This is a genomic window from Pseudoclavibacter sp. JSM 162008 (assembly GCF_041366455.1).
Taxonomy (GTDB): Bacteria; Actinomycetota; Actinomycetes; order Actinomycetales; family Microbacteriaceae; genus Pseudoclavibacter.
The window spans coordinates 176250-199850 of record NZ_JBEWYX010000003.1 but is presented as its reverse complement, the minus strand read 5'-3'; the positions used below and the strand labels follow the sequence as shown (position 1 = coordinate 199850).

Sequence of the window (23601 nt, the reverse complement as noted above, 5' to 3'; positions counted from 1 at the left end):
GGGACTCGCACCGCCGGTACGCGGGCGGCCCGGCGGGCAAGGCAGATCGACAGCATGCGAGCGACAAGGCAGGTCTACGCTTGACCCCCGTGGAATCAGTCTTGCTCTTCATCGTCGGCGTCCTGGCCGCAGTCATCGGCCTCGCCGCGTCTGTCGCGCTCCACGAAATCGGCCACCTCGTCCCGGCCAAGCGCTTCGGAGTGCGTGTCACGCAGTACATGGTGGGGTTCGGGCCGACGCTCTTCTCGCGCAAGCGGGGTGAGACGGAGTACGGCGTGAAGGCCATCCCGCTCGGCGGCTACGTCGCCATGATCGGCATGTACCCGCCTGCCAAGGCTGGCCAGGCCGCACGCACGGGTGGGACCGGGTTCATGTCGAGCATGATCGACGATGCCAGGCTGGCGTCCGCGGAAGGAGTGGCTCCAGGGGAGGAGTCGCGCACGTATTCTGCGCTCCCCGTGTGGAAGCGCATCGTCATCATGGTCGGGGGACCAGCCATGAACTTCGTCATCGCGATCCTCGGGTTCATGATCGTCTGCTCCGGATTCGGCCTGTACCAGCCGTCGACGACGGTCGGCACGGTCTACGAGTGCGTGGTCCCCGCCGGCTCGGTGGCGCCAGAAGCAGGGGAAACGTGCGAGACGCCGGCACCGGCCTTCGAGGCCGGCCTCCTCCCCGGCGACAGGATCACCAGCGTTGACGGCACCGCCACCGACAGCTGGGACCTCCTCCAGGAGACGATCCGCGTGAGCCCGGGGGAGCCGATCTCCGTGGGGGTCGATCGCGCGGGGCAGCAGCTGGAGGTGGAGCTCACCCCACGCGTCAACACCGTCTACCAGCTCGACGAGCTGACGGGAGCGCGCGTCGAGGCTGCGGACGGCTCGTTCGTGACGCAAGAGGTCGGGTTCGTCGGCATCACGCCCACGCAGGAGCGCGTCAGGCAGTCGCCGCTCTACGCGTTCACGATGGCCGAGGCCAATGTGCGCGCCGTCGGCAACTTCCTGACCACGATCCCCGAGCGCATCGTCGAGATGTGGAACGCCGGCTTCGGGGGCGCCGAGCGCGACCCGAACGGTCCGATGAGCGTTGTCGGGGTCGGACGGATCACGGGCGAGGTGGCGGCTGAGAGCAGCATCCCCGTCGTCGATCGGGTCGCGACCATCGTGCAGCTGGTCGCATCCGTCAACATCGCCCTCGGCGTCATCAACCTCGTCCCGCTGCCGCCGCTCGACGGCGGACATGTGCTCGCCGCGCTCATCGATGGTGTCCGCCGCCGGCTGGCCAAGCTGTTCGGTCGCCCCGATCCCGGTCCGTTCGACACGGCGAAGCTCCTCCCCGTCACCCTCGTCATCGCCGGATGCCTCATGGCGATGAGCGCACTCTTCATCTATGTCGACATCGTCAATCCGATCCGGCTCTTTCCATAGTCGCTCGCGCGAGACTCGCGGGAGGCTGAACGCGAGTGCCGCACGGTGTCACTACGCTTTCCCTTGCGAATCACTGAAATGCCCCAGACGAGATCAGAAGAGTCGGCAGGTGTGTCCAGCCGCAGGAAGAAGGATCCGTGACGATTGTCGGCGGTCAGCAGCTCAAGCTCAGCCAGCAGGAGCTCCAGGAGGCGGGGCGTGCCATCGGGGCCGTCTCGCAAGCCTTCGCACACAAGGTCGTCGGCCAGACGCAGCTGCGCGAGACACTGCTCGTCGGGCTCATGTCGGGCGGGCATGTCCTCCTCGAGTCCGTTCCCGGCCTCGCGAAGACGACGGCCGCCCAGACGCTCGCCCAGTCGGTCCGTGGGTCGTTCAGCCGCATCCAGTGCACGCCGGACCTCCTGCCGTCAGACATCGTCGGCACACAGATCTACGATGCGGCGGAGCACCGTTTCTCGACTCAGCTCGGGCCCGTGCATGCGAACTTCGTCCTGCTCGACGAGATCAACCGCTCGAGCGCGAAGACGCAGTCCGCGATGCTCGAGGCGATGCAGGAGCGCCAGACCACGATCGGCGGCACGCTGTACCCGCTGCCGGATCCGTTCCTCGTGATCGCCACGCAGAACCCCATCGAGCAGGAAGGCACGTACGTGCTGCCTGAGGCGCAGCTCGACCGCTTCATGCTCAAGGACGTGCTCGAGTACCCGAACCCCGCGGAGGAGGCCGAGATCCTGCGGCGCATCGACGAGGGCGTCTTCGAGCACGGGGAACCAGCCGCGGTGGGGCTGCAGGATGTGACGAGGCTGCAGGAGCTGACGTCGCGGGTGTACGTCGACAAGGCGATCACGGAGTACATCGTCGGGCTCGTCTACGTGACGCGTCACGCCGGGGAGTACATCGGCCCGGAGCTGGCACGGCTCGTCGAGGTCGGCGCGTCGCCGCGCGCCTCGATCAACTTCGCCAAGGGCGCCAGGGCAGTCGCGCTTCTGCAGGGCCGCGACCATGTCGTGCCGGAGGACGTTCGCCGGCTGGCGCACCGCATCCTGCGCCACCGCATCATCCTCGGTTTCGAGGCGGATGCGACGGGTGTCCGCGTCGAGCAGATCATCGACGCGGTGCTCGGGGCTGTTCGTACTCCGTGACCATGTCGAGCGAACGCCCCCTTCTGGCGAAGGTCAAGTCGAAGATGTTCCTGCACGCGCGAAGGCGCGTGCTGCACCTGCTCGACGGCCAGTACGCCTCGCATCTGCGTGGTCGGAGCATGGATTTCGATGACCTCCGCGAGTACGTGGCGGGAGACGAGATCAAGGACATCGACTGGAAGGCGAGCGCGCGAACGGGGCAGCCGCTCGTGAAGCGCTACGTCGCCGAGCGGCGCCACCGTGTGCTCTTCGCCGTCGATGGTGGCCGCAACATGGCGGCGATCTCGGCGAGCGGCGAGCCAAAGCGAGAGGTGCTCGTCACGGCCCTGGGTGTTCTTGGGTATCTCGCCATCCGGCATGGTGACGACGTCGGCCTCGTGACGGGCAGCTCCGAGGGCATCAGGCAGCTCCCGTTCCGCAGCACGTCGTCCGCGCTCGAGCGGATGCTCCACGCGGTCTACGACTCGGTTGGACTCGAGACGGCGACCAGTGACATGAACGCGGTCCTCGACCGAGTCCGGCTCACGGTCAGACACCGTGCGCTGCTCGTCGTCATCGCGGACGAGTTCGACTGGGACGAGGAACGTGCTGCTCTCGTGCGTCGGCTCGCGGCTCAGCACGAGATCGTCTGGCTCCAGATCACGGATGCCGAACCCCATCAGCGGGGCGCCCGCGGCGAGCTGGCCTTCGACGTGGAAGGGCACTGGGCGATGCCGAGCCTCTTCGGCGGGGACCGGCTCCTCGAGCGCGAGTTCGAGTACGCGGAGCAGAAGCGAGCGCTCGACATGGAGCGGACGTTCGAGGCGAACGCGGTCTCGTACGCGGAGATCGCGAGCGAGCAGCAGGTCGCGCCGACGCTCCTGGCGCTCTTGAAGGCGAGGGCGAATGTTCGTCGCTGATGTCCAACCGCCGGAGGGAACCGTCGTTCCCGTCATCGACTACGCGCAGTTCTGGCTGGTTCTCGGGTTCCTGATCTTGGCGTCCATCGTCGCGTACTACTTCCTCGTGGTCTTCCTGACTCGACCGCGCCCGCCGAAGGCCGCCCCGGTGCTCCCGGCCGCGAGACCGCCAGTCCACGCGCTGCAGCAGGAGTATCTCGAGCGCGTGGACGAGGTCGCCCGTCGTGCGGCAGCCGGCGAGCTGACGCCACGACGTGCTCACGCCGAGCTGAGCGTGCTCGTGCGTGGTTTCGTCGCTGCCGTCTCGACTGTTCCGGCGGACAAGATGACACTCACCGACTTGAGGCGCACCGAGCTCCGGGGGGTCTCGCACACGGTCGGCCAGTACTACCCCATGGTCTTCGGGGCGCACGATCCGAGCGGCACAGCCGCCGGGATCGCGGCTGCGCGGGAGGTGATCGCGACATGGCGATAGCGATGTGGTGGGTCAGTCTGTCGCTGATCGCAGTGGCGGCGGCCGTCGCGGCCATCGCCTGGTGGCGCGCCCGCAAGCGTGGGCAGTCCGGCGCTCTTCCCGTCGCCAACTCCAGGCGCCTCACGAGGCTCCCGGCGTATCGGCGAGCGTTGCTCCGATACTCGAGTCTCATGACCGCGGTCGGGGTCGTGCTCGCGATCCTCCTCGCCGTGACGAGCGTCGCGGCCGGCCGCTGGGTGTACCAGCGTGTCGAGTCGCCGGAGAAGTTCAACCGCGACATCGTGCTCTGCCTCGATATCTCGGGCTCCATGGTCGACTACGACGTCGAGGTGCTCGACAGGTACCTCGAGATGCTCCCCGGGTTCGACGGGGAGCGCATGTCGCTCATGCTGTGGGATGCGACGGCGGTGCAGCTGTTCCCGCTGACGGACGACTACGCGTTCGTCGAGACCCAGCTGCAGCAGGTGCGGGATGAGATGGAGTCAGCCTCGGGCGGGTCCAACAGCGAGTACTCGTTCGCCCAGGGCACGCAGGGCGCTGCAGGTGCGTCCCTCGTCGGCGATGGCCTTGCCTCCTGCGCGATGACCTTCGGCGAGTACGATCCGGCCGCCGACGACGGAAGGTCCCGGTCCATCATCTTCGCGACGGACAACGCGGTGAACGGCGACCCGCTCGTCTCGTTCCCGGAGGCCGCCGAGTACACGGAGGAGCGGGGGATCACCATCTACGCGCTTGATGCCAACCAGTTCGAGGATGCGTTCGCGGACCAGTTCCGGACGACGATCCTGCAGGCGGATGGCAGCTACTTCAAGCTCACCGACCCAGCCAGCGTGTCCGGCATCGTCGATCAGATCACGAGCGAGCAGACCTCGCTCATGGTCGGCCAGCCCCAGCTGCTCGTCACCGACCGGCCGAACGTGTGGCTCGTGCTGATGCTCGTCTTCGCATCCATCTACGTCGTGCTGGCCTGGAGGCTCCGACTATGACCTGGAATCCCATACTTCCCCCGGTGCTCCTTGCGCTGGTCGGCATGGTCCTGCTCGGCTTCTGCGTCTTCGCGCTCGTCAGGGCATCCGATCGACGCCGGCGCGACAACTGGGTCCTGCGCCTCGCCGCCTGTGCGCTGATCGTGGTCGCCGCGTTCCGCCCTGGCGTCGGCAGCGCTCCGGCGCCGAACCTCCAGAGCGAGGTTGACGTGCTCTTCGTGGTCGACACGACCGCGAGCATGGTCGCGGAGGACTGGGACGGTGCACCGCGGCTCGACGGCGTGAAAGCGGATATCTCAGCGCTGACGGCCGCGCACGAGGGTGCCAGGTTCGGGCTGGTGACCTTCGATGCCGCCGCCGTCCAGCGGCTGCCGTTCACCGCCGACACGACCGCGCTCGACGCTCTGCTGCAGACGCTGCGTCCGGAGGTCACCCAGTACTCCCGTGGCAGCTCCATCTCCATCGCAGAGCCGCTGGTCCGGGATGTGCTGGAAGCGGCCGCCGAGGCCGAGCCGGAGCGCGCGAGGCTCGTGTACTACCTGGGCGACGGTGAGCAGACAGCCGAGACGGAGCCGGAGTCGTTCAGCGCTGTCGCGGGCTATCTGGCCGGGGGCGCCGTGCTCGGCTATGGCACTGAGGAGGGCGGGCCCATGAAGGCGACTGCTGGCACGCTCGCGACGGACGAGCCGAGCTACATCCTCGACGGACAGGGCCAGCAGGCTCGCTCCGTCATCGACACGGCGGCTCTGCAGACCATCGCGGACGACCTCGCGCTGCCGCTCGAGGTGCGCGAGCCTGGCACCGAAGTGGTGCCCGCGGAGGTCGACGGCACGAGGGTGACGAAGACCGGCGGCAGCGCGGAGACGGCGTTCGAGGTGTACTGGATCCTCGCCGCGGCCGCGTTCCTCCTGCTGCTCCGAGACGTCTGGGAGTCCGTGAAGCATTCGATCGAGCTCAGCAGAGCAAGGGGAGGAACGGCATGAGTCCTCGCCGGAAGAAGTCGGGCGGTGCCCTGCCGGTGGCCGCCGTCGCCGCGAAGCGCAGGCGCAGGTTCATCCTCTTCAGCATCCCGTTCGCGCTCCTGGCGGCCGCATTCGCGACGAAGCTGATCAGCATGTCGATCATCGCCGACCGCACGGTGTCGCTCTACGCCGACTCCGAGTACGAGGGGAGCATGAACTCCGCGCAGCAGCAGAAGTTCGTGAACATCCTCGAGAGCTGGAAAGCCCCGTACAACACGGGCACGTCGATGCTCCAGCTGGGGCTGCTCGACGAGGCGCGCACCGAGCTCGAAGCGGCCCTGCCCATGGCCGAGCCTCCGCAGCAGTGCCCGATCCGCGCGAATCTCGCCATCACGATCGAGCGCCAGGGCGATGCGCGACTGGCCGCGGACGACACCGCAGGGGCGGTGGCGCTCTGGCAGGAGGCGCTCGCAGTCCTGGATGCCCGCGACCCGAGTTGCGCGTCCACCGAATTCGAGCCCCCGACGGTCGAGTCGAGCGAACGCATCCAGCAGAAGCTGCAGCAGCAGTCGGAGGCGCAGGAGCCGAACGAGGGGGAGGAGCCCCCGGAATCGACGCAGTCACCGGAGATGACCGAGCTCGAAGAGCAGCTGCTGGAGAATCAGCAGGACCGACAGGACGAGCTCGACCAGGAGCGCGGCGAGACAGAGGGTGATTCGCTGTACGACAAGCCCTGGTGACGCAGATCGGTGCCCGCGGTCGAGCAGCCCTCTGCCAGGGTCCAGCGCGGCCAGCGCGTGGGCCCTGGCACGACTAGCATTGGCCGGGTGACTACTCGCCTCTCCAAGCTCTTTGTCCGCACGCTCCGCGAAGACCCCATCGACGCAGAGGTGGCAAGCCACAGGCTCCTCGTGCGCGCCGGCTACATTCGCCGCCAGGCGCCAGGCGTCTTTGCATGGCTGCCGCTCGGTCTCAAGGTGAAGCGCCGCATCGAGCAGATCGTGCGCGAGGAGATGGAAGCCGCGGGTGCCCAGGAGGTTCATTTCCCAGGCATCCTGCCTGCCGACTTCTACGAGGCCACGGGGCGCCTCGACGATTTCGGCGACGGGATCTTCCGCTTGGAGGACCGCAAAGGGGCGCCGCTGGTGCTCGCGCCGACACACGAGGAGGCCTTCACGCTCGCCGTCAAGGACCTCTACTCCTCGTACAAGGACCTGCCGCTCGCGATCTACCAGATCCAGGACAAGTACCGCGACGAGGCTCGTCCCCGCGCTGGGCTGCTGCGCGGCCGTGAGTTCACGATGAAGGACGCCTACTCGTTCGACATCGACGACGCCGGTCTCGACATCAGCTACCAGGCTCAGCGAGACGCCTACGAGCGCATCTTCGATCGCCTCGGACTCGAGTACGTCATCGTCGCGGCGAACGCCGGCGCGATGGGCGGCTCGCGGAGCGAGGAGTTCCTGCACCCCACACCCGTCGGCGAGGACACCTTCGTGCGCTCACCCGGCGGCTACGCGGCGAACGTCGAGGCCTACGCCGCGCCGGCTCCCGTTGCAGTGGACCCCAGCTCGACCGGGGCCGCGACCGTCTTCGATTCGCCGGACACGCCGACCATCGCGACGCTCGTCGCACAGGCGAATGCGGTCGTCCCGAAGACCGGGGACCGCGACTGGACCGCGGCGGACACACTCAAGAACGTGGTCGTGGCACGTCTCCACACAGACGGCACCCGCGACCTGGTCGTCGTCGGCATCCCCGGCGACCGTGAGGCCGACATGAAGCGCCTCGAGACGGCCCTTCAGCCTGCCGGGGTCGAGGCTGCGACTGCGGAGGACTTCGCGAAGCACCCCGGTCTCGTTCGCGGGTACATCGGACCATGGTCGGCCGCGGGCCAGGTGCTCGGTGAGGAGTCGACCACCGGTGTGGCGTACTTCCTCGACGAGACGGTCGCGGACGGCTCCAGCTGGATCACCGGCGCCAACATCGCTGGCAAGCACGTCCACTCGCTGGTCGTCGGACGGGACTTCACGGCGGATGCGCGCATCGGCGCCGCCGAGGTCCGTGACGGCGACCCTGCCCCCGACGGCAGCGGAGCCATCACGACGGCTCGCGGCACGGAGATCGGGCATGTCTTCCAGCTCGGTCGCAAGTACGCGGAGGCCCTCGGGTTGAAGGTCCTCAATGAGCAGGGCAAGCTCACAACCGTGACGATGGGGTCGTACGGCATCGGCGTGACCCGCAACCTCGCGCTCATCGCCGAGGCCAACCACGACGACCGTGGTCTCATCTGGCCTGAGCAGGTGGCGCCTTTCGACGTGCAGATCATCGCAACCGGGCGCAACGAGGAGCCGTTCGCGGTTGCGGAGGAGCTCTCCGCCGCGTTCGACGCCGCCGGCCTCGACGTGCTCTACGACGACCGGAAGAAGGTCTCACCCGGCGTCAAGTTCGGGGATGCGGAGCTCCTGGGCGTTCCGTGGATCGTCATCGCGGGCAAGGGCGCCGCCGAGGGCCAGGTCGAGCTGTGGAACCGCCGGACGAACGAGCGCGACGCGGTCGCCAAGGACGAGGTGCTGGCGCTGCTGCAGTCCAAGCGCGCCAGCTGAGGGCGGTGCGGGACGAGGCGCCGCGTCGCCTCGTCCCGCGTGCCTGGCCTGAGGACGAGTCTGCCCCGCATGGGGTAAACTCGTCCTTTCATCTGAATAGAGGGAGCGCCATGAAGATCGACCTTGCTGTCCTGAGGATTCTCGAGCGAGAGCGTGAGATTCCGTTTGAGGAACTTGCCAGCATTCTCGAGCAGGCGATCCTGACCGCGTACGAGAAGCACGTCTCGCAGGAACTGGGCCAGGACGTGCCGCCGGCCTCGACCCGGGTGCACCTCGACCGCAAGAGCGGCGAGGTCAACGTCTTCGTTCCCGAGCTCGACGACGACGGCGAAATCGTCGGCGAAGCCCAGCTCCCCGCCGACGACTTCGGCCGAGTTGCCGCGTTCGCCGCCAAGCAGGTCATCAACCAGCGCATCCGCGACATCGGCGACGACAAGGTGCTCGGCGAGTTCCGCGGACGCGAAGGCGACATCATCGCCGGCGTCATCCAGCAGGGGCCGAACCCCCGCATGATCCACGTCGACCTCGGAACCGTGGAGGCGATCCTGCCCCCTGAAGAGCAGGTGCCGGGTGAGGACTACTCGCACGGCCGCCGGCTGCGGGTCTTCGTGACGAAGGTCGAGCGGGGCAGCAAGGGTCCCCAGATCACCGTCTCCCGCACCCACCCGTCTCTTGTGCGCAAGCTCTTCGCACTCGAGGTTCCTGAGATCGCGAGCGGCGTCGTCGAGATCGTGTCGCTGGCCCGTGAGGCCGGTCACCGCTCGAAGATCGCGGTGCGCGCGACGCAGGAGGGCATCAACCCGAAGGGCGCGTGCATCGGTGAGCTCGGGGCACGCGTGCGTGCCGTCACCAACGAGCTCGGCGACGAGAAGATCGACATCGTCGACTACTCGGATGATCTGCCGACGTTTGTGGCCAGCGCACTGAGCCCTGCCAAGGTCTCGAGCGCGTTTGTCATCGACCGGGCGACCAAGGCCGTCCGGGCACTTGTTCCGGACTTCCAGCTGTCGCTCGCGATCGGCAAGGAAGGCCAGAATGCACGTCTCGCGGCCAAGCTCACGGGGGCGAGAATCGACATCCAGCCCGACTCGATCCTCGAAGACGGAGACGAAGCGCGCGCAGAGGGGTAGTATGTCGTCTGTACGAACGTGCGTTGGATGCCGTTCGCGCTCCGCACGGAGTCAGCTCCTCAGGGTTGTGCTCCGTCAGGGAAGCCTCGAAGTCGATATCTCGGCGAGTCTTCCAGGGCGCGGAGCCTGGATCCATCCGACCGCGGAGTGCACCAGGCTAGCGATCGAGCGGCGCGCATTCTTGCGGGCCTTCAAGACCGGCACGGTGGACACCGAGGCGCTCAGCAGGCACGCGAGCACACTGGAGCAGGGCGAACGCACTGCTCCTACCACGAGAAAAGGCTGATCGGACCATGGACTAATCATGAGTGACTCACGATGAGGCACATCCGACTTTAATGGTCCGCTCCTGTTTGGGCGGGCCCCAGACAGGAGAAAAGTGGCAAAACCACGCGTACACGAAATCGCCAGCGAGATGGGCGTCGACTCGAAGACCGCCCTCAAGACTCTGCAGGACATGGGCGAGTTCGTTAAGAGCGCATCGTCGAGCGTCGAGCCCCCCGTGGCCCGTCGCCTTCGCGAGGCGCTGAAGACCAACGCAGCCGGTGGCGCACAGCCGCAGGCCGCGGCTCCCGCGGCATCGAAACCCGGCTCCCCGCGTCCCGGTGGCGCGACGCCGTCGAGCGTGCGCCCGGGCACGAAGCCCGGACCCTCCGCCCCCTCGGCGCCGGCCGCACCCGCTGCGCCCGCCGCGACGCAGAAGGCTGCCGGTTCCTCGGCTCCGACTCCCGGACCGAAGCGCAAGCCTGAGCCAGCACCGGCTCCGGCCGCAACTGAAGCTCCGGCTCCGGCTCCCGCAGCTGCCGCGCCCGCGGCTCCGGCCGCTCCCGCAGCCGAGGCTGGCGCACCGAAGCCGAACGCGCAGCGTCCCGCTGCTCCCGGCGACGCCAAGCCTGCCCAGGCCGAGGGCGGCGCAAGCCCCTCGATCCCGCGCCCCCGCGGCCCGCGTCCCGGACCCCGTCCGGGCAACAACCCCTTCGCGTCCAGCCAGGGCATGGGTCGTTCGCGACCCGGCAACAACCCATTCGCCTCGAACCAGGGCATGCGCCCCGGTGGCGGCGCCGGTGGCGGCCCCCGTCCGGGCGGCGCAGGCGGGCCCCGTCCTGCAGGTGCAGGCGGACCCCGTCCGGCAGCTCCGCGTCCCGGTCAGCCCCGCGTCCTCCCAGGTGCCCGCCCCGCGGGTGCGGGCCGGCCAGGCGGTCGTCCGGGTGCAGGTGGCGCTGGTGGCGGACGCCCAGGTGGCGCTCCAGGCGCCGGTGGCGGTTTCGCGCCGCGTCCAGGTGGCGGCGGAGGTCGCCCTGGTGGCGGCGGTCGCGGTCGCGGCTCGACGGCCGGAGCGTTCGGTCGTGGCGGCGGCAAGTCGAAGGCGCGCAAGTCCAAGCGGACGAAGCGGGCAGAATTCGAGATGCGGGAAGCCCCGAGCGTCGGCGGCGTCAAGGTTCGTCGCGGAGACGGCTCGACGCCGATCCGCCTGCGCCGCGGTGCCTCCATCTCGGACTTCGCTGAGAAGATCGACGCCAGCCCAGGCGACCTCGTGACGGTGCTGTTCCACCTCGGTGAGATGGCGACCGCAACGGAGTCGCTCGACGAGGCCACGTTCGAGGTCCTCGGCGAGGAGCTCGGCTACCGCATCCAGATCGTCAGCCCCGAAGACGAAGACCGCGAGCTCCTCGAGGGCTTCTCGATCGACCTCGACCAGGAAGCAGAGGACGAAGGAGACGACGTCCTCGAGATCCGCCCGCCCGTCGTTACAGTCATGGGTCACGTCGACCACGGAAAGACGCGCCTCCTCGACGCGATTCGCAACGCGAACGTCGTCGAAGGCGAAGCCGGTGGCATCACGCAGCACATCGGTGCGTACCAGGTCTGGCACCAGCACGAGGGCATCGAGCGCGCCATCACGTTCATCGACACGCCAGGTCACGAGGCCTTCACGGCCATGCGTGCCCGTGGTGCGCAGGTCACCGACATCGCGATCCTCGTGGTCGCGGCGGATGACGGCATCATGCCGCAGACGGTCGAGGCGCTCAACCACGCCCAGGCTGCCAACGTGCCGATCGTCGTCGCGGTCAACAAGGTGGACAAGGAAGACGCGAACCCGTCGAAGGTCCGCGCGCAGCTGACCGAGTACGGGCTCGTCGCCGAGGAGTTCGGTGGCGACACGATGTTCGTCGACGTCTCCGCTCGCAACAACCTCAACATCGACAGCCTCATCGAGGCGGTCCTCCTGACGGCTGACGCAGGTCTCGACCTTCGCGCCAACCCGAACAAGGAGGCGCGCGGTATCGCCATCGAGGCGAAGCTCGACAAGGGACGCGGTGCGGTTGCGACCGTCCTCATCCAGTCGGGAACGCTGCGGGTCGGCGACCCGATCGTCGCCGGAACGGCGTACGGCCGCGTCAGGGCCATGCTCGACGAGAACGGCCAGGTCGTCACCGAGGCTGAGCCTTCGCGCCCGGTCCAGGTGCAGGGCCTCTCGAGCGTTCCTCGTGCAGGCGACACCTTCATCGTCACGGAAGAGGACCGCACCGCGCGTCAGATCGCCGAGAAGCGTGAAGCCGTCGAGCGCAACGCGAGCCTCGCGAAGTCCCGCAAGCGCATCAGCCTCGAGGACTTCACCCGTGCACTCGAAGAGGGCAAGGTCGAGTCGCTCAACCTCATCATCAAGGGTGACGTCTCCGGTGCCGTCGAGGCACTCGAGGAGTCGCTGCTCAAGATCGATGTGGATGACTCGGTGCAGCTGCGCATCATCCACCGCGGTGTCGGCGCCATCACGGAGTCCGACGTCAACCTCGCCACGGTCGACAACGCCATCATCATCGGCTTCAACGTGCGCCCCGACACGAAGGCGCGCGAGCGTGCCGCTCGTGAAGGCGTGGATGTCCGGTTCTACTCGGTCATCTACGGAGCGCTCGAGGACATCGAGAACTCGCTCAAGGGCATGCTCAAGCCCGAGTTCGAAGAGGTCCAGTCGGGTGTCGCCGAGATCCGCGAGGTGTTCCGTTCCTCCAAGTTCGGGAACATCGCCGGATGTATCGTGCGCAGCGGAACGATCACGAGGAACGCGACTGCTCGCGTCATCCGCGACGGCATCGTCATCGCGGACAACCTCGCGATCGACTCGCTCCGCCGGTTCAAGGACGACGTCACCGAGGTCCGCACGGACTTCGAGTGCGGTATCGGCCTCGGCAAGTACAACGACATCCAGATCGGCGACGAGATCGAGACGACTGAGCTCGTCGAGAAGCCGCGCGTCTAGCTGTCGACCGAGCTGCCGCGCTGCCTGAAGCGCGGCGCGTACTCGGGGCGGGGTCCTGGCCAACCGGCCGGGGCCCCGCCTTCAGGTTCTGCGCAGTTTGAGACACCGCAGACGCATTTGACTGTCTGCATCAGCACACGAGAAAGTAGCCATCATGGTCGATCATTCACGGGCCCTGCGACTCGCAGACCGCATCAAGGTCATCGTCGCGAAGACCCTCGAGCGAGGCGTCAAGGACCCGCGGCTCGGGTTCGTCACGATCACGGACGTGCGCGTCACGGGTGACCTGCAGCATGCCACGATCTTCTACACCGTCTACGGCGACCAGAAGGAGTGTCGGGACACCGCCGCGGCGCTCAGGAGCGCGACCGGGATGCTTCGCACGGAGGTGGGCAAGAACATCACGTCGCGCCTCACCCCGAGCCTCGAATTCGTGCCGGATGCGATCCCCGAGAACGCCGACGCCATCGCGGCGCTGCTGCGGGAAGCACACGAGCGTGATAGCGCATCCGCGGAGCAGGCCAAGGGGGCAAGCTACGCGGGTGACGCCGATCCGTACGAGAAGAAGGACGAGCCCGAGGACGCCTGACGCTCCTCTGCTCACTGCTCCAGCGTTCGCCGGTGACTGCTCAGTCGCCGGCGAGCGCTATCTCCGCCGCTTCGCGTTCCACGATGAGTCCGTCGCTCTTCAGCGAGGCGATCGCACGCGTGAAGCGGTCTGCATCCGCACCGGATGGGGCGAGGTGCTGCTGCAGGAACGCGATCTCCACGCCGCCCGGGATCGACCGGAGCTCGCGGAGCACCAGGCCTCGCATCTCACGGTCGGAGCCGGCGAACGTTGCCTGGCGCTTCCTGGCGGCGCCGTTGGAGGCTGGCCGGCCAGCTCGGAACCACGCGCACAGGCCCATGACGGGGCACTCCTCGCACTTCGGCCGCTTTGCGGTGCAGACAACGGCACCCAGCTCCATTGCTGCGGCGTTCCAGGCGTTCGCGGCGTCGGGATCCGCGGGGGAGACTGCCCGCATCTCCGTGGCGTCGCGCACGGCAGACGGCCCCCACGGAGTCTCCACGCCCCCGAACGCGCGCGCGAGCACTCGACGAACATTCGTGTCGACGACCGGCTCAGGCACGCCGTAGGCGAACGACATCACGGCTGATGCCGTGTAGGGACCGACGCCTGGCAGCGCGAGCAGCTCCTCGCGTGTGCGCGGGACGGCGCCAGCGTGGTCAGCCACGATCGAGCGGGCGCACGCGAGGAGCCAGAGAGCTCGGCGCGGGTAGCCGAGCCGATCCCAGAACCGGAGCACTTCGGCCTCCGATGCGGAGGCCATCGCAGCTGGCGTGGGCCAGCGGTCGATGAAGTCGAGCCATTTCGGTTCCACTCTGGCGGCCTGGGTCTGCTGCAGCATCGTCTCGCTCACGAGCACACCCCACGGCGTGGTCGTGGGCAGGCGCCACGCGAGCGCGCGATGGCCGCGGTCGAACCAGGCGTTGATGGCGGCCGTCACCGTGGAGCTGTGGACCGCGGACGGGGAGAAGTGGGGTTGCCCGCGCTCGATGTCGTGGACGAGCTCCGCGAGGGTCGCGTTCACCGGAGCGGGCAGACCGAGCGCGCGACCGTGGGCGACCACGGCTCCATTGAGTGCGTCGATCTCTGTCGCCTCGCCGCGGCGGATGCTCTGCAGCGTCGATGCGTAGTTCGGCGTCGGACCGAAGGCGGCGGACAGCTCGCGCGCCAGTCGCTCGTTCCGAGCGTTGGCGTCGCCCGGCTCGCGAGGTTGGCTGTTCGCGAGAGATGCGAGCGCCGCGTCGAACGGGCCGACCTCGACGTGGATTGCGCCACTGGCCGCCGCGACGGTGAGCAGCTCGCCCATGCTCGCAGCGAGGACGCTCAGGAGGGTTGGGTGCTCACCCACTTCCTGCACGCTGAGCCCGGTGATGGCCGGCAGCGCGTTGACCTGATTGATGAGGAGCTTGCTCCACAGCGCTGAGGCCAGGTCATCGGTGGCCGGCGCCTCGATCGCGGGTGACAGATCCGCTGCGAGCTGCGCGAGGCGCGGAGCGTCGGCGCTGGATGCCGTTCCGAGCGTCAGTGATCCAGCCGCCGTTGCCCGGACCTCATCGGACGAGGGCCGGTTGACGGCGAACGTGGCAAGCCCTCCTGCGACGAATCCACTCCTCAGCGCCTCCGGAATCGATGTGAGCATCCGTTCGACGGTCGACGCACCCTCGAGGCCGTTCTGCACGACGACCGTCACGGCGCGAGCCACCGCTTCGAGGTGCGGCTCGACCGCGCGCACGGTGTCCTGCGCCTTCACGGCGACCAGGATGAGGTCGAACGCTCCGGAGAGCTCTCGGCGCGTCGCGAGCTCTGCGTCGTGCGTGCCGAACGCGCCGGTGAGCACGAGGTGCCGTCGGTCGGCGGGGGACACCCGCGCGTCATCTCGCTCGACGAGCACGACCTCGTGCCCTGCTCGATCCAGGAGGAGCGCCAGCGTACCCCCGACCGCGCCGGCGCCGATGACCGCAACCCGCATCTGATCTCCTCCGCGCGTGTGGAAGGGCGGTCGCCGGGATATCCCGGCTCCGTCCGGTGGCCGGGAACGAGCCTACGGGCACCGTAGGATATTGGGGACATGACGACTCCATCTTCCGGCCCAAGCGGTGTCCTCCTCCTTGACAAGCCCCAGGGGCCGACGAGTCACACGCTCGTCGCGATGACGAGGCGGGCGCTCGGGACGCGGAAGGTCGGCCACGCCGGCACGCTCGACCCGATGGCGACCGGACTCATGATCTTGGGCGTGGGCGGCGCCACGCGTCTCCTCACCTACTTCGTCGGCGACGACAAGGAGTACTTCGCGACGGTGCGTCTGGGGGTCTCGACGAACACCGAGGACGCGGAGGGGGAGGTCACAGCCACTGCCCCCGCGTCAGCTGTCGCGGCGGTCACCCCAGAGCGTGTGGAGGCGGCGATGTCTGCGCTTCGTGGGCCGATCAGCCAGATCCCCTCCGCGGTGAGTGCGATCAAGGTCGACGGGGTTCGTGCCTACAAGCGCGTTCGCGACGGCGAGGCCGTGCAGCTCGCAGCCCGCGACGTGACGATCTCCGAGCTCGAGCTCCTCGATTCGCGGTCGACGACCGCAGAAGAGCAGCCCGTCCTCGACCTCGACATCCGTGTCTCCTGCTCGTCCGGCACCTACATCAGGGCCCTGGCACGAGACCTCGGCGCTGCGCTCTCCACGGGTGCGCACCTGACGGCGCTCAGGCGCACGCGCGTCGGCGATTTCGGCATCGAGGATGCGGTCGCACCGGACGTGGACGACCTCGGAGCGCGCCTCCTGGCGCCGGCGCAAGCTGCGCTCCGACGGTTCCGCGCCTTCGAGGCGACCGCCGAGCAGGCTGCCGACCTCAGAAACGGCAAGAAGCTGCGCCTCGATGCGGGCGCCGACGACGGGGTGCTCGCCGCGATCGACCCGGACGGCGACCTCATCGGCATCGCCAGAGCCAAGGCCGGCGTGCTCAAGTCGGAGTTCAACATGCCGACGGAGGCCAAGGCGTGATCGACTGGTTCACCTGGACGCTCTGCCTCGTGAGCGCCGCAGCCGGTGTCTTCTGCGTCATCGCGGGCGCCGCCGGCCGCAAGCCCGGCGATGTGACGGTGGGCGCCGTCGCCCTCGTCGAGCTGCTGCTCGTAGCGCAGCTCGTGATCGCGCTCATCGCGCCCGCCACGGGGAATGCGCCGGTCGGGGACGCCCTCGAGTTCTGGATGTACTGGGTGGTGGCGGTCATCATCCCGCCCGCGGCAGTCTTCTGGGGTCTCGTCGAGCGCACACGGTGGTCGACCGTGATCCTCGGCATCGCCGCCCTCACCGTCGGCGTGATGGTCTTCAGGATGCACCAGATCTGGATCGGCGCCAGCCCGTTCATCGGGGCACAGGCGTGAGCCGAGCCGAGCGCGAGCCCGGCAGCGACGGCGGGTACCAGGGTGCGCGGGGCTCGGGGCGAGTGCTGGTCGTCATCTACGCGGTGCTCGCGCTGGCGTCGATCGGCAGGAGCTCGTACCAGCTGCTCTCCAAGCTCGGCGAGGCGCCTCTCGCGTACTCGCTCTCCGCGGCCGCGGCGCTTGTGTACCTGCTCGCCACGATCGCGCTCGTCCGGCGCGGGCGCGTCTGGAATCGAATTGCCTGGTTCACGATCGTCTTCGAGCTCGTCGGCGTCCTCGTGGTCGGGTCGCTGACGGAGTTCCACCCGGAACTGTTCCCCTCCGACACCGTATGGTCGGACTTCGGGGTGGGCTACGCGTATATTCCTCTTGTGCTCCCGATCCTCGGCATCGCGTGGCTTGAGACGGGACGATCGAGACGAAAGAGGGAACGTGCGGCTGTTCACTGACCTGGCTGAGCTGCCTGTCGAGCTCGCGCCGAGTGCCATCACCGTCGGCAAGTTCGACGGCGTGCACCGCGGCCACCGGTGGCTGCTCTCGCGTCTCGTCGACGAGGCCTCCTCGCGCGGGCTGGAGCCGGTCGCGGTCACCTTCGACCGCCATCCGCTCTCGCTCATCACGCCTGGCGTCGAGCCAGAGCCGATCACGTCGCTGAGCCAGAAGATCGACCTGCTCGCCGAGACCGGCTTGGGCTCGACGATCGTCCTGCCGTTCAACGACACCCTCGCTGGCATGAGTCCGGAGGCGTTCGTCCGGGATCTGCTCGTGGGTACGCTCCGGATGCGGCTCATCGTCGTGGGACAGGACTTCCGTTTCGGCGCCAAGGGGGCCGGCGACGTCGCTCTGCTGCGCGAGCTCGCCGCCAGCTGCGGATTCGAGATCGTCATCGCCGATGACGAGATGGCGGAGGACTCGCGCTCGCACGCCGAACGCCGCGCATCCTCGACCTGGGTTCGCGAGCTCCTCGGAGCCGGTGAGGTCCGTGCCGCCGCCGAAGTGCTCGGGCACAACCACACCGTGACGGGGGAGGTCGTCCACGGCGCGAAGCGCGGTCGGGAGCTCGGGTTCCCGACGGCGAACCTGTCGCCGGAGCTCGAGGGCCTCATTCCAGCCGACGGGGTCTACGCGGGCTGGTTCAGGGGCGGGGATCTGAGCGCTCCGGCGGCGATCTCGATCGGCAACAACCCCACCTTCGACGGGGTGCCCCGCAAGCAGGTCGAGGCGCACCTCATCGGCGAGACGGTCGACCTCTACGGGCTCATGGCCCACGTGGAGTTCGTCGAGCGGATACGCGGCATGGAGAAGTTCGACAGCATCGACGCGCTCAAGGACCGCATGGCGCTCGATGTCGTCGAGGCTGCGGAGACGCTCGGCGGCAGCTACGCCGTCTGAGTCGCACTTCCGGGGAGATTCGACAGATCGTCGGCGCCCGCCGGAGGCCGGACCGACCGTCTCAGCGTGGGCACCGTGGGACGTGCCTAGTCGTCGAGCTGCACGCTGCGCCCGAAGAGCTTGAGCACGAGCTGCGCCGCGGTCCCCTCGACCACAGGTCCCTTGTCGCCGATCTGCCACCGCGCATCTGTCGCGCGGAGCCGATTGCGCTTCGCGAGGGACGCCGCCGAGCTGAGCGGCACCCGCGTGCGCACGAGGGCAACCGCGCTCGTCGACCGTGGGCTGAGACGGATCCGCAGACCGAGCGCCTCGGTCATGTCGTAGGTGTGCACGACCGCCTCGGTGAGCTCGGAGATACCGGCTCGCGTCGGGGAGACGACCTTCGTGGCCGCGATGGAGCGGATGCGCGCGACGAGTTCCTCGGTCGGGGCTGCTCCCTCGCGCTTCGCGATGTCGTCCAGGTAGGCGTCGACCCGCAGTCCCTTGCGGAATACGCCCTTGGACGCCTCACGCACGAGGGAGGATGTGGGGGAGCCGAGTCTCCAGGCGAGGTGCCCGGCCACGTCACGAACGCTCCAGCCGTCGCACTTGCTGGGAGTCTCCCATTGTTCGGGCGTCAACCCTGCGAGCAGCGTGGCGGTGCGGTCGAGCGTCGTCGCGATGTGAGCGCTCCAGTCGCCGGCGACCCGCTTCGACGGCGTGAAGTACGGCCGGTCGGGATCTGGGAAAGGGCGTTGTGGCACCTGACGATTATCGCACCCGCGCGGAGTCTGTGCGGGGCAACGACACGTCGTTCCCGAGTCGAAACCTGCGGGTCGCCTGGCGTACACTGTCAACGCTGGTGTCTGAGGGAATCTGAACTCTCCTCGAGACCTGCATGACATCCGGGAGCTCGTCACTCGAGTGGGCCGACGCCCGCCTCACTGCCGGTCGCCGCGTTCGGCGCCGATGCTGCGACCTCCGCCCGGCTCAACTTCCCGATCCCTGCCACGTTGCATAAGGAGGGGCATGTCTCGTAGGACACGCGCCCAAGCCGGCGGTCGCGCCGGCGTTCACACGGCGCCACGCCACCGTAAGCCCGTCGACAACACCGGCGTCATCCCTCAGCTCGCCAAGGCGGCGCGGGAAGTCGAGGCCTCCGCTCAGCGAGGCAAGGTCTCGCCGTCGAACCGCACGAAGTTCCAGGTCATCGCCCTGCTGATGCGCGAAGAGCGCGCGAAGGCGAAGGAGTCGACGGAGCTCGGCGAGCACGACAGGGCCGAGGCGCTCAAGCGTCTCGACGGTCTCGCCTCGATCCTCGCGAAGACCGCTGCCCGTGACACGTCGCTCATCAGCCTGCTCGAACCGGGCGCTCCTGTCAGCGAGGCGGCGAAGGCCCTGCGCAAGCAGATGCTCTTCGCTGGCGGCATCGAGATGGTCGTCGACGAGCAGCCGGAACCCGAGACCCAGGCGGAGAAGCTGCCGCCGGAGATCGCGCAGCGTCAGGTCCTTCCCGGGTCCGTCAAGGCGCGGACGCGTTCCAACCCGTTCCTCGCTCCCGTGCTCACCAGCGTGAACACGACGACGCCGCACTATTCGCGCCTCTCCAATTGGGAGCTGCTCGGGCCGCTGCTCCGTGCCTTCGAGACCGGTGCGGGCGGCAACGCGGCTTCGATGGAGCTGCCTCCTGCCCCTCGGTGGGACCGAATCTCCCCGCCAGGGCAGGAGCTCATGGATCACCAGGCGAGGCTCCTCGCGAGCGTCGCCGAGGGGCACAGGGCGTACCTGCTCGCCGACGAGCCCGGACTCGGCAAGACCGCGCAGGCACTGCTCGCGGCGTCGGTCGCCGACGCGTATCCGCTGCTGTGCGTCGTCCCGAACGTCGTGAAGACGAACTGGGCACGCGAGGTCCAGCGATGGACCCCGAACCGCCGCGTCACCGTCATCTCCGGTGACGGTCAGGGCATCGACGCCTTCGCGGACGTGTTCGTCGTCAACTACGAGATCCTTGACCGCCACCTGGGGTGGCTCACCTCTCTAGGGTTCAAGGGCATGGTGCTCGACGAGGCGCACTTCATCAAGAACCTGCAGTCGCAGCGGTCGCGGTTGGTCATGCAGCTCGCGAACAGCATCCGCGCGCGCGTTCCAGGCGCAGACCCGCTGCTCATGGCGCTGACGGGAACGCCGCTCATCAACGACGTCGACGACTTCAAGGCCATCTGGCAGTTCCTCGGCTGGCTCGAGGGCGATCGGCCCTCCCAGCTGCTGCTCGATCGCCTGGACGAGACGGGACTCGTGCCGAGCGACCCCGGCTTCCTCGCCGCCGCGCGACAGACGGTCATCGATCTCGGCATCGTGCGCAGGCGGAAGATCGACGTCGCGGCGGACCTCCCCGCGAAGCGTGTCGTCGACATGCCTGTCGAGCTCGACTCCGACGAAGGCCGGAGCATCCGAGCGGCGGAGGCGGCGCTCGTCGCGCGCCTCCTGGAGCGCTACCGCCGGATGGCGTCTGCCGCGGGTCTCGAACCCGGCGTCGTCGACCTCGATCGGGTGCGGATGATCGCACGACAGGAAGTCGAGGAGTCGAAGGCCTCCTCGACTGGAGCGAGCATCTTCACCATGCTCCGCACGATCGGTGCCGCCAAGGCGCGCCTCGCCGCGGAGTACGCGGGGCAGATCGCGCGTTCGGCCGGCAAGGTCGTGTTCTTCGCGAAGCACATCGAGGTCATGGACGCGGCCGAGCGCACCTTCGCCGAGAACGAGATCTCATCCGTCTCCATCCGTGGCGACCAGTCGCCAGCGGCGCGCCAGGCCGCGATCGATGCCTTCCAGAACGACCCGAGCGTGCAGGTGGTCGTCTGCTCGCTCCTCGCCGCCGGCGTCGGCCTCAACCTGCAGGCCGCGTCTGACGTGGTGCTCGCCGAGCTCAGCTGGACCGCAGCCGAGCAGACTCAGGCCATCGACCGCGTGCACCGCATCGGTCAGGAAGAGCCGGTCACGGCGTGGCGCATCGTCGCGGCCCAGACCATCGATGCCCGCATCGCGGAGCTGATCGACGCCAAGCAGGGCCTCGCGCTGCGGGCGCTCGAGGGCATCGACGCGGGTGAGCAGTCCGCCGACAGCATCCAGGTGGATGCGCTGGCGAGTCTCCTCGAAGCGGCGATCCGAGGAGCGCGCCGGCAGTAGGCTGAGGTCAGCGCGGAAACTCAGACGACGAAGTTGGAGGACCATCAGGTCATGTCAGAAACGCAGGAATTCCGTGTCGAACGCGACTCGCTCGGCGAGATGCGGATCCCCGCAGGTGCCTACTGGGGCGTGAACACCGCGCGTGCCCTCGAGAACTTCTCGATCAGCCGACGACAGATCAGCGTGTACCCGGACTTCATCGTGGCCTACGCGCAGGTCAAGCAGGCGGCGGCACGTGCGAACCTCGAGATCGGCGTGCTCGATCAGGAACGCTCGTGGCTCATCGATCGCGCCTGCCAGGACATCATCGACGGCAAGCTCCACGAGGAGTTCGTCGTCGGTGTCATCCAGGGCGGCGCGGGCACGAGCACGAACATGAACGTGAACGAGGTCATCGCCAACCGAGCGCTCGAGCTCGCCGGCCGGCCGTTCGGCGACTACGAGTTCCTCTCGCCGAACGACCACGTCAACCGCTCGCAGTCGACCAATGACACGTACCCGAGCGCCGTCAAGGTGGCGCTCGTGCACGCCACCGAACGGCTCATCGACGAGTTCACGCTTCTGCAGAACGCGTTCCGCGTCAAGGGGAGCGAGTTCAAGCACATCCTGAAGATCGGTCGCACGCAGCTGCAGGATGCGGTGCCGATGACTCTCGGCCAGGAGTTCAGCGGCTTCTCGACGACGATCGGCGAGGACATCGAGCGCCTGCGCGACGTGCTGCCGCTGCTCCTCGAGCTCAACCTCGGCGCGACGGCGATCGGCACCGGCATCACGGCGGAAGCGAGCTACGCGTCCGCGGTCATGCGACAGCTTCGCAAGATCACGGGCTACAACGACCTGCAGACGGCGCACGACCTCATCGAGGCCACGAGCGACACGGGCGTCTTCATGTCGCTCTCGAGCGTCATCAAGCGCACGGCGATGAAGCTGTCGAAGATCTGCAACGACCTGCGACTGCTGTCGTCCGGCCCGCAGGCGGGTCTCGGCGAGATCAACCTGCCGGCACGCCAGGCAGGTTCGTCGATCATGCCGGGCAAGGTCAACCCGGTCATTCCTGAGGCGGTCAATCAGGTCGCGTTCGTCATCGCGGGTGCCGACGTGACGATCTCCATGGCCTCCGAGGCCGGTCAGCTGCAGCTCAACGCGTTCGAGCCCGTCATGCTGCACACGCTCATGCAGAACTCGGCCTGGCTCCGCAGGGCAGCCCGCACCCTGCGGGTGAACTGCATCGACGGCATCACCGCCAACGAGGAGCTTCTCGAGTCCAGGGTCTCGAGCTCCGTCGGCGTCGTGACGGCCCTGACGCCGTACATCGGCTACTCGGAGGCCTCGAAGCTCGCGAAGGAGGCCCTCAACACGAAGGCCACCATCGCGGACCTCGTCGTCGAGCGGGGGCTCCTCAGCCGAGAAGAGGTCACGAGCATCCTCTCGCCTGAACGCCTCTCGGGTATTCAGGCCGTGACGAGTGCCATCCCGATCATCACGCAGGCTCAGGCCACGGCGCTCGAGGACAGCCTCGACCGAGCCGACCTGCGCGACTTCTCGTAGCGTCCGCCCGTCGCTCGCGAGGCGCGCGTCTTGCAAGGAGTTCGGCCCCGCCGGTGCGCGTGCACCGGCGGGGCCGAACCGGTCAAGCCTCGTGAGGTCAGTTGGACGGCTTCTCGTCTGATGCGGCGGGGGCGTCGTCGGCGCGAGCCGCGTGGCGGGGCGACGCCGTCTCAGTGGGGGAGAACATGGCGTCCGCGTCATCGTCCTCGAAGGTCTCGAGCACGTCCTCGCGGGCCTGGCCGGCGCGGACGAGCGTCTGCACCTGGGACTCGATGCTCTTCTCGACTTCCTCCTCGACCCGACGCTTGACGTCGTCGAACCCATCGTCGACTCGCTTGCGCATGTCCTCGAGCTGCTCGTCCACGCGCCGGCGCATGTCCTCGAGCTGGGTGTCGCTGCGTCGCCGCAGATCCTCCGCCGACACCGTCATGCGCTCGGCGAACGCCTTCGACTTGCCGCCGATGTCCTTCGCGACCTCTTCTGCATGCACGCGACTCGTGCTGATACCAGCGATGAAGCCGACAGTGGCACCGAGAAGGAATCCGAGACGCATCATGGGTCCCAATCTACCGTGCGACTGCCGCCGCCGACTGGCCGTTCGCTCGACGCGCCCCGGCTTGGCTAAGCTGACCGCAGCGTGTCGACGAGACGGGGCAACCCGCGCGCG

Annotated in this window: 21 protein-coding genes; 18 read left to right on the top strand and 3 right to left on the bottom strand. The window is 68.2% G+C overall.

Annotated elements, in window-relative coordinates; all coding sequences use genetic code 11:
* Positions 1-89 precede the first annotated feature (89 nt).
* From ABVF28_RS03735 to rbfA, 12 genes are all read left to right on the top strand, one after another.
* On the top strand, positions 90-1427 hold the full coding sequence (locus tag ABVF28_RS03735; protein ID WP_371029532.1) for an RIP metalloprotease: 1338 nt from the start codon (positions 90-92) through the stop codon (positions 1425-1427).
* 137 nt (positions 1428-1564) lie between these two features.
* Positions 1565-2569 carry an AAA family ATPase gene (locus tag ABVF28_RS03730; protein ID WP_371029531.1) on the top strand — a complete coding sequence of 335 codons (1005 nt, stop codon included), beginning with the start codon at positions 1565-1567 and terminating at the stop codon, positions 2567-2569.
* A 2-nt stretch (positions 2570-2571) separates the two neighbouring features.
* Positions 2572-3468 carry a DUF58 domain-containing protein gene (locus ABVF28_RS03725; RefSeq protein ID WP_371029530.1) on the top strand — a complete coding sequence of 299 codons (897 nt, stop codon included), beginning with the start codon at positions 2572-2574 and terminating at the stop codon, positions 3466-3468.
* The gene (locus ABVF28_RS03720) at positions 3455-3943 is read left to right on the top strand and encodes a hypothetical protein (RefSeq protein ID WP_179556550.1); all 489 of its coding nucleotides are present in this window, start codon (positions 3455-3457) and stop codon (positions 3941-3943) included. The genes ABVF28_RS03725 and ABVF28_RS03720 overlap by 14 nt, the downstream gene beginning before the upstream one ends.
* Positions 3934-4929, top strand: a complete 996-nt coding sequence (locus ABVF28_RS03715) for a hypothetical protein (protein ID WP_371029529.1) — start codon at positions 3934-3936, stop codon at positions 4927-4929. The genes ABVF28_RS03720 and ABVF28_RS03715 overlap by 10 nt, the downstream gene beginning before the upstream one ends.
* A complete protein-coding gene (locus ABVF28_RS03710) occupies positions 4926-5912 on the top strand; it encodes a VWA domain-containing protein (protein WP_371029528.1) in 987 nt (328 codons plus the stop codon). Before ABVF28_RS03715 ends, ABVF28_RS03710 begins: the two co-directional genes overlap by 4 nt.
* On the top strand, positions 5909-6631 hold the full coding sequence (locus tag ABVF28_RS03705) for a hypothetical protein (protein WP_371029527.1): 723 nt from the start codon (positions 5909-5911) through the stop codon (positions 6629-6631). The genes ABVF28_RS03710 and ABVF28_RS03705 overlap by 4 nt, the downstream gene beginning before the upstream one ends.
* Before the next feature lie 87 nt (positions 6632-6718).
* Positions 6719-8497, top strand: a complete 1779-nt coding sequence (locus ABVF28_RS03700) for a proline--tRNA ligase (RefSeq protein WP_371029526.1) — start codon at positions 6719-6721, stop codon at positions 8495-8497.
* 110 nt (positions 8498-8607) lie between these two features.
* Positions 8608-9627 carry a transcription termination factor NusA gene (nusA, locus tag ABVF28_RS03695; RefSeq protein ID WP_104312131.1) on the top strand — a complete coding sequence of 340 codons (1020 nt, stop codon included), beginning with the start codon at positions 8608-8610 and terminating at the stop codon, positions 9625-9627.
* On the top strand, positions 9533-9913 hold the full coding sequence (locus ABVF28_RS03690) for a YlxR family protein (RefSeq protein WP_371029525.1): 381 nt from the start codon (positions 9533-9535) through the stop codon (positions 9911-9913). The genes nusA and ABVF28_RS03690 overlap by 95 nt, the downstream gene beginning before the upstream one ends.
* Before the next feature lie 93 nt (positions 9914-10006).
* Positions 10007-12886 (top strand): translation initiation factor IF-2, encoded by a 2880-nt coding sequence (infB, locus tag ABVF28_RS03685; RefSeq protein WP_371029524.1) that lies wholly within the window; start codon positions 10007-10009, stop codon positions 12884-12886.
* Between the two features lie 154 nt (positions 12887-13040).
* Positions 13041-13475, top strand: a complete 435-nt coding sequence (gene rbfA / locus ABVF28_RS03680; protein ID WP_371029523.1) for a 30S ribosome-binding factor RbfA — start codon at positions 13041-13043, stop codon at positions 13473-13475.
* A 40-nt stretch (positions 13476-13515) separates the two neighbouring features.
* Here the strand turns inward: rbfA and ABVF28_RS03675 are convergent, their stop codons facing one another.
* The gene (locus tag ABVF28_RS03675; protein WP_371029522.1) at positions 13516-15423 is read right to left on the bottom strand and encodes a 2-dehydropantoate 2-reductase; all 1908 of its coding nucleotides are present in this window, start codon (positions 15421-15423) and stop codon (positions 13516-13518) included.
* 99 nt (positions 15424-15522) lie between these two features.
* Here ABVF28_RS03675 and truB point away from each other — a divergent pair, with 99 nt between their 5' ends.
* The 4 genes from truB to ABVF28_RS03655 are packed head-to-tail and all read left to right on the top strand — an operon-like array spanning position 15523 to position 18221.
* The gene (gene truB / locus ABVF28_RS03670) at positions 15523-16446 is read left to right on the top strand and encodes a tRNA pseudouridine(55) synthase TruB (protein ID WP_371029521.1); all 924 of its coding nucleotides are present in this window, start codon (positions 15523-15525) and stop codon (positions 16444-16446) included.
* A complete protein-coding gene (locus tag ABVF28_RS03665) occupies positions 16443-16829 on the top strand; it encodes a hypothetical protein (protein WP_104312125.1) in 387 nt (128 codons plus the stop codon). Before truB ends, ABVF28_RS03665 begins: the two co-directional genes overlap by 4 nt.
* Positions 16826-17278: a hypothetical protein gene (locus ABVF28_RS03660; protein WP_104312124.1), complete on the top strand. Its 453-nt coding sequence runs from the start codon at positions 16826-16828 to the stop codon at positions 17276-17278. The genes ABVF28_RS03665 and ABVF28_RS03660 overlap by 4 nt, the downstream gene beginning before the upstream one ends.
* A complete protein-coding gene (locus ABVF28_RS03655; RefSeq protein WP_371029520.1) occupies positions 17262-18221 on the top strand; it encodes a bifunctional riboflavin kinase/FAD synthetase in 960 nt (319 codons plus the stop codon). Before ABVF28_RS03660 ends, ABVF28_RS03655 begins: the two co-directional genes overlap by 17 nt.
* 86 nt (positions 18222-18307) lie before the next feature.
* Here the strand turns inward: ABVF28_RS03655 and ABVF28_RS03650 are convergent, their stop codons facing one another.
* Complete coding sequence (locus tag ABVF28_RS03650; protein ID WP_179556559.1) at positions 18308-18964, bottom strand: maleylpyruvate isomerase family mycothiol-dependent enzyme; 657 nt, start codon at positions 18962-18964, stop codon at positions 18308-18310.
* A gap of 265 nt (positions 18965-19229) precedes the next feature.
* On the opposite strand from ABVF28_RS03650, the gene ABVF28_RS03645 reads away from it, so the two are divergent.
* Together ABVF28_RS03645 and ABVF28_RS03640 are read left to right on the top strand one after the other, a co-directional pair.
* A complete protein-coding gene (locus tag ABVF28_RS03645; protein WP_371029519.1) occupies positions 19230-21386 on the top strand; it encodes a DEAD/DEAH box helicase in 2157 nt (718 codons plus the stop codon).
* A 51-nt stretch (positions 21387-21437) separates the two neighbouring features.
* The gene (locus ABVF28_RS03640; RefSeq protein ID WP_371029518.1) at positions 21438-22934 is read left to right on the top strand and encodes an aspartate ammonia-lyase; all 1497 of its coding nucleotides are present in this window, start codon (positions 21438-21440) and stop codon (positions 22932-22934) included.
* Between the two features lie 97 nt (positions 22935-23031).
* On the opposite strand, the gene ABVF28_RS03635 is transcribed toward ABVF28_RS03640, so the two are convergent.
* Positions 23032-23490: a hypothetical protein gene (locus ABVF28_RS03635; protein WP_371029517.1), complete on the bottom strand. Its 459-nt coding sequence runs from the start codon at positions 23488-23490 to the stop codon at positions 23032-23034.
* Positions 23491-23601 lie beyond the last annotated feature (111 nt).

Bases quoted from the DNA above. Each gene is read 5' to 3' on its own strand.
- ABVF28_RS03640 (WP_371029518.1), top strand. From the start codon at position 21,438: ATGTCAGAAACGCAGGAATTCCGTGTCGAACGCGACTCGCTCGGCGAG.
- truB (WP_371029521.1), top strand. From the start codon at position 15,523: ATGACGACTCCATCTTCCGGCCCAAGCGGTGTCCTCCTCCTTGACAAG.
- ABVF28_RS03675 (WP_371029522.1), bottom strand. From the start codon at position 15,423: ATGCGGGTTGCGGTCATCGGCGCCGGCGCGGTCGGGGGTACGCTGGCG.
- ABVF28_RS03715 (WP_371029529.1), top strand. From the start codon at position 3,934: ATGGCGATAGCGATGTGGTGGGTCAGTCTGTCGCTGATCGCAGTGGCG.
- rbfA (WP_371029523.1), top strand. From the start codon at position 13,041: ATGGTCGATCATTCACGGGCCCTGCGACTCGCAGACCGCATCAAGGTC.
- ABVF28_RS03645 (WP_371029519.1), top strand. From the start codon at position 19,230: ATGTCTCGTAGGACACGCGCCCAAGCCGGCGGTCGCGCCGGCGTTCAC.
- ABVF28_RS03705 (WP_371029527.1), top strand. From the start codon at position 5,909: ATGAGTCCTCGCCGGAAGAAGTCGGGCGGTGCCCTGCCGGTGGCCGCC.
- ABVF28_RS03690 (WP_371029525.1), top strand. From the start codon at position 9,533: ATGCACGTCTCGCGGCCAAGCTCACGGGGGCGAGAATCGACATCCAGC.
- ABVF28_RS03710 (WP_371029528.1), top strand. From the start codon at position 4,926: ATGACCTGGAATCCCATACTTCCCCCGGTGCTCCTTGCGCTGGTCGGC.
- ABVF28_RS03720 (WP_179556550.1), top strand. From the start codon at position 3,455: ATGTTCGTCGCTGATGTCCAACCGCCGGAGGGAACCGTCGTTCCCGTC.
- ABVF28_RS03635 (WP_371029517.1), bottom strand. From the start codon at position 23,490: ATGATGCGTCTCGGATTCCTTCTCGGTGCCACTGTCGGCTTCATCGCT.
- ABVF28_RS03725 (WP_371029530.1), top strand. From the start codon at position 2,572: ATGTCGAGCGAACGCCCCCTTCTGGCGAAGGTCAAGTCGAAGATGTTC.
- nusA (WP_104312131.1), top strand. From the start codon at position 8,608: ATGAAGATCGACCTTGCTGTCCTGAGGATTCTCGAGCGAGAGCGTGAG.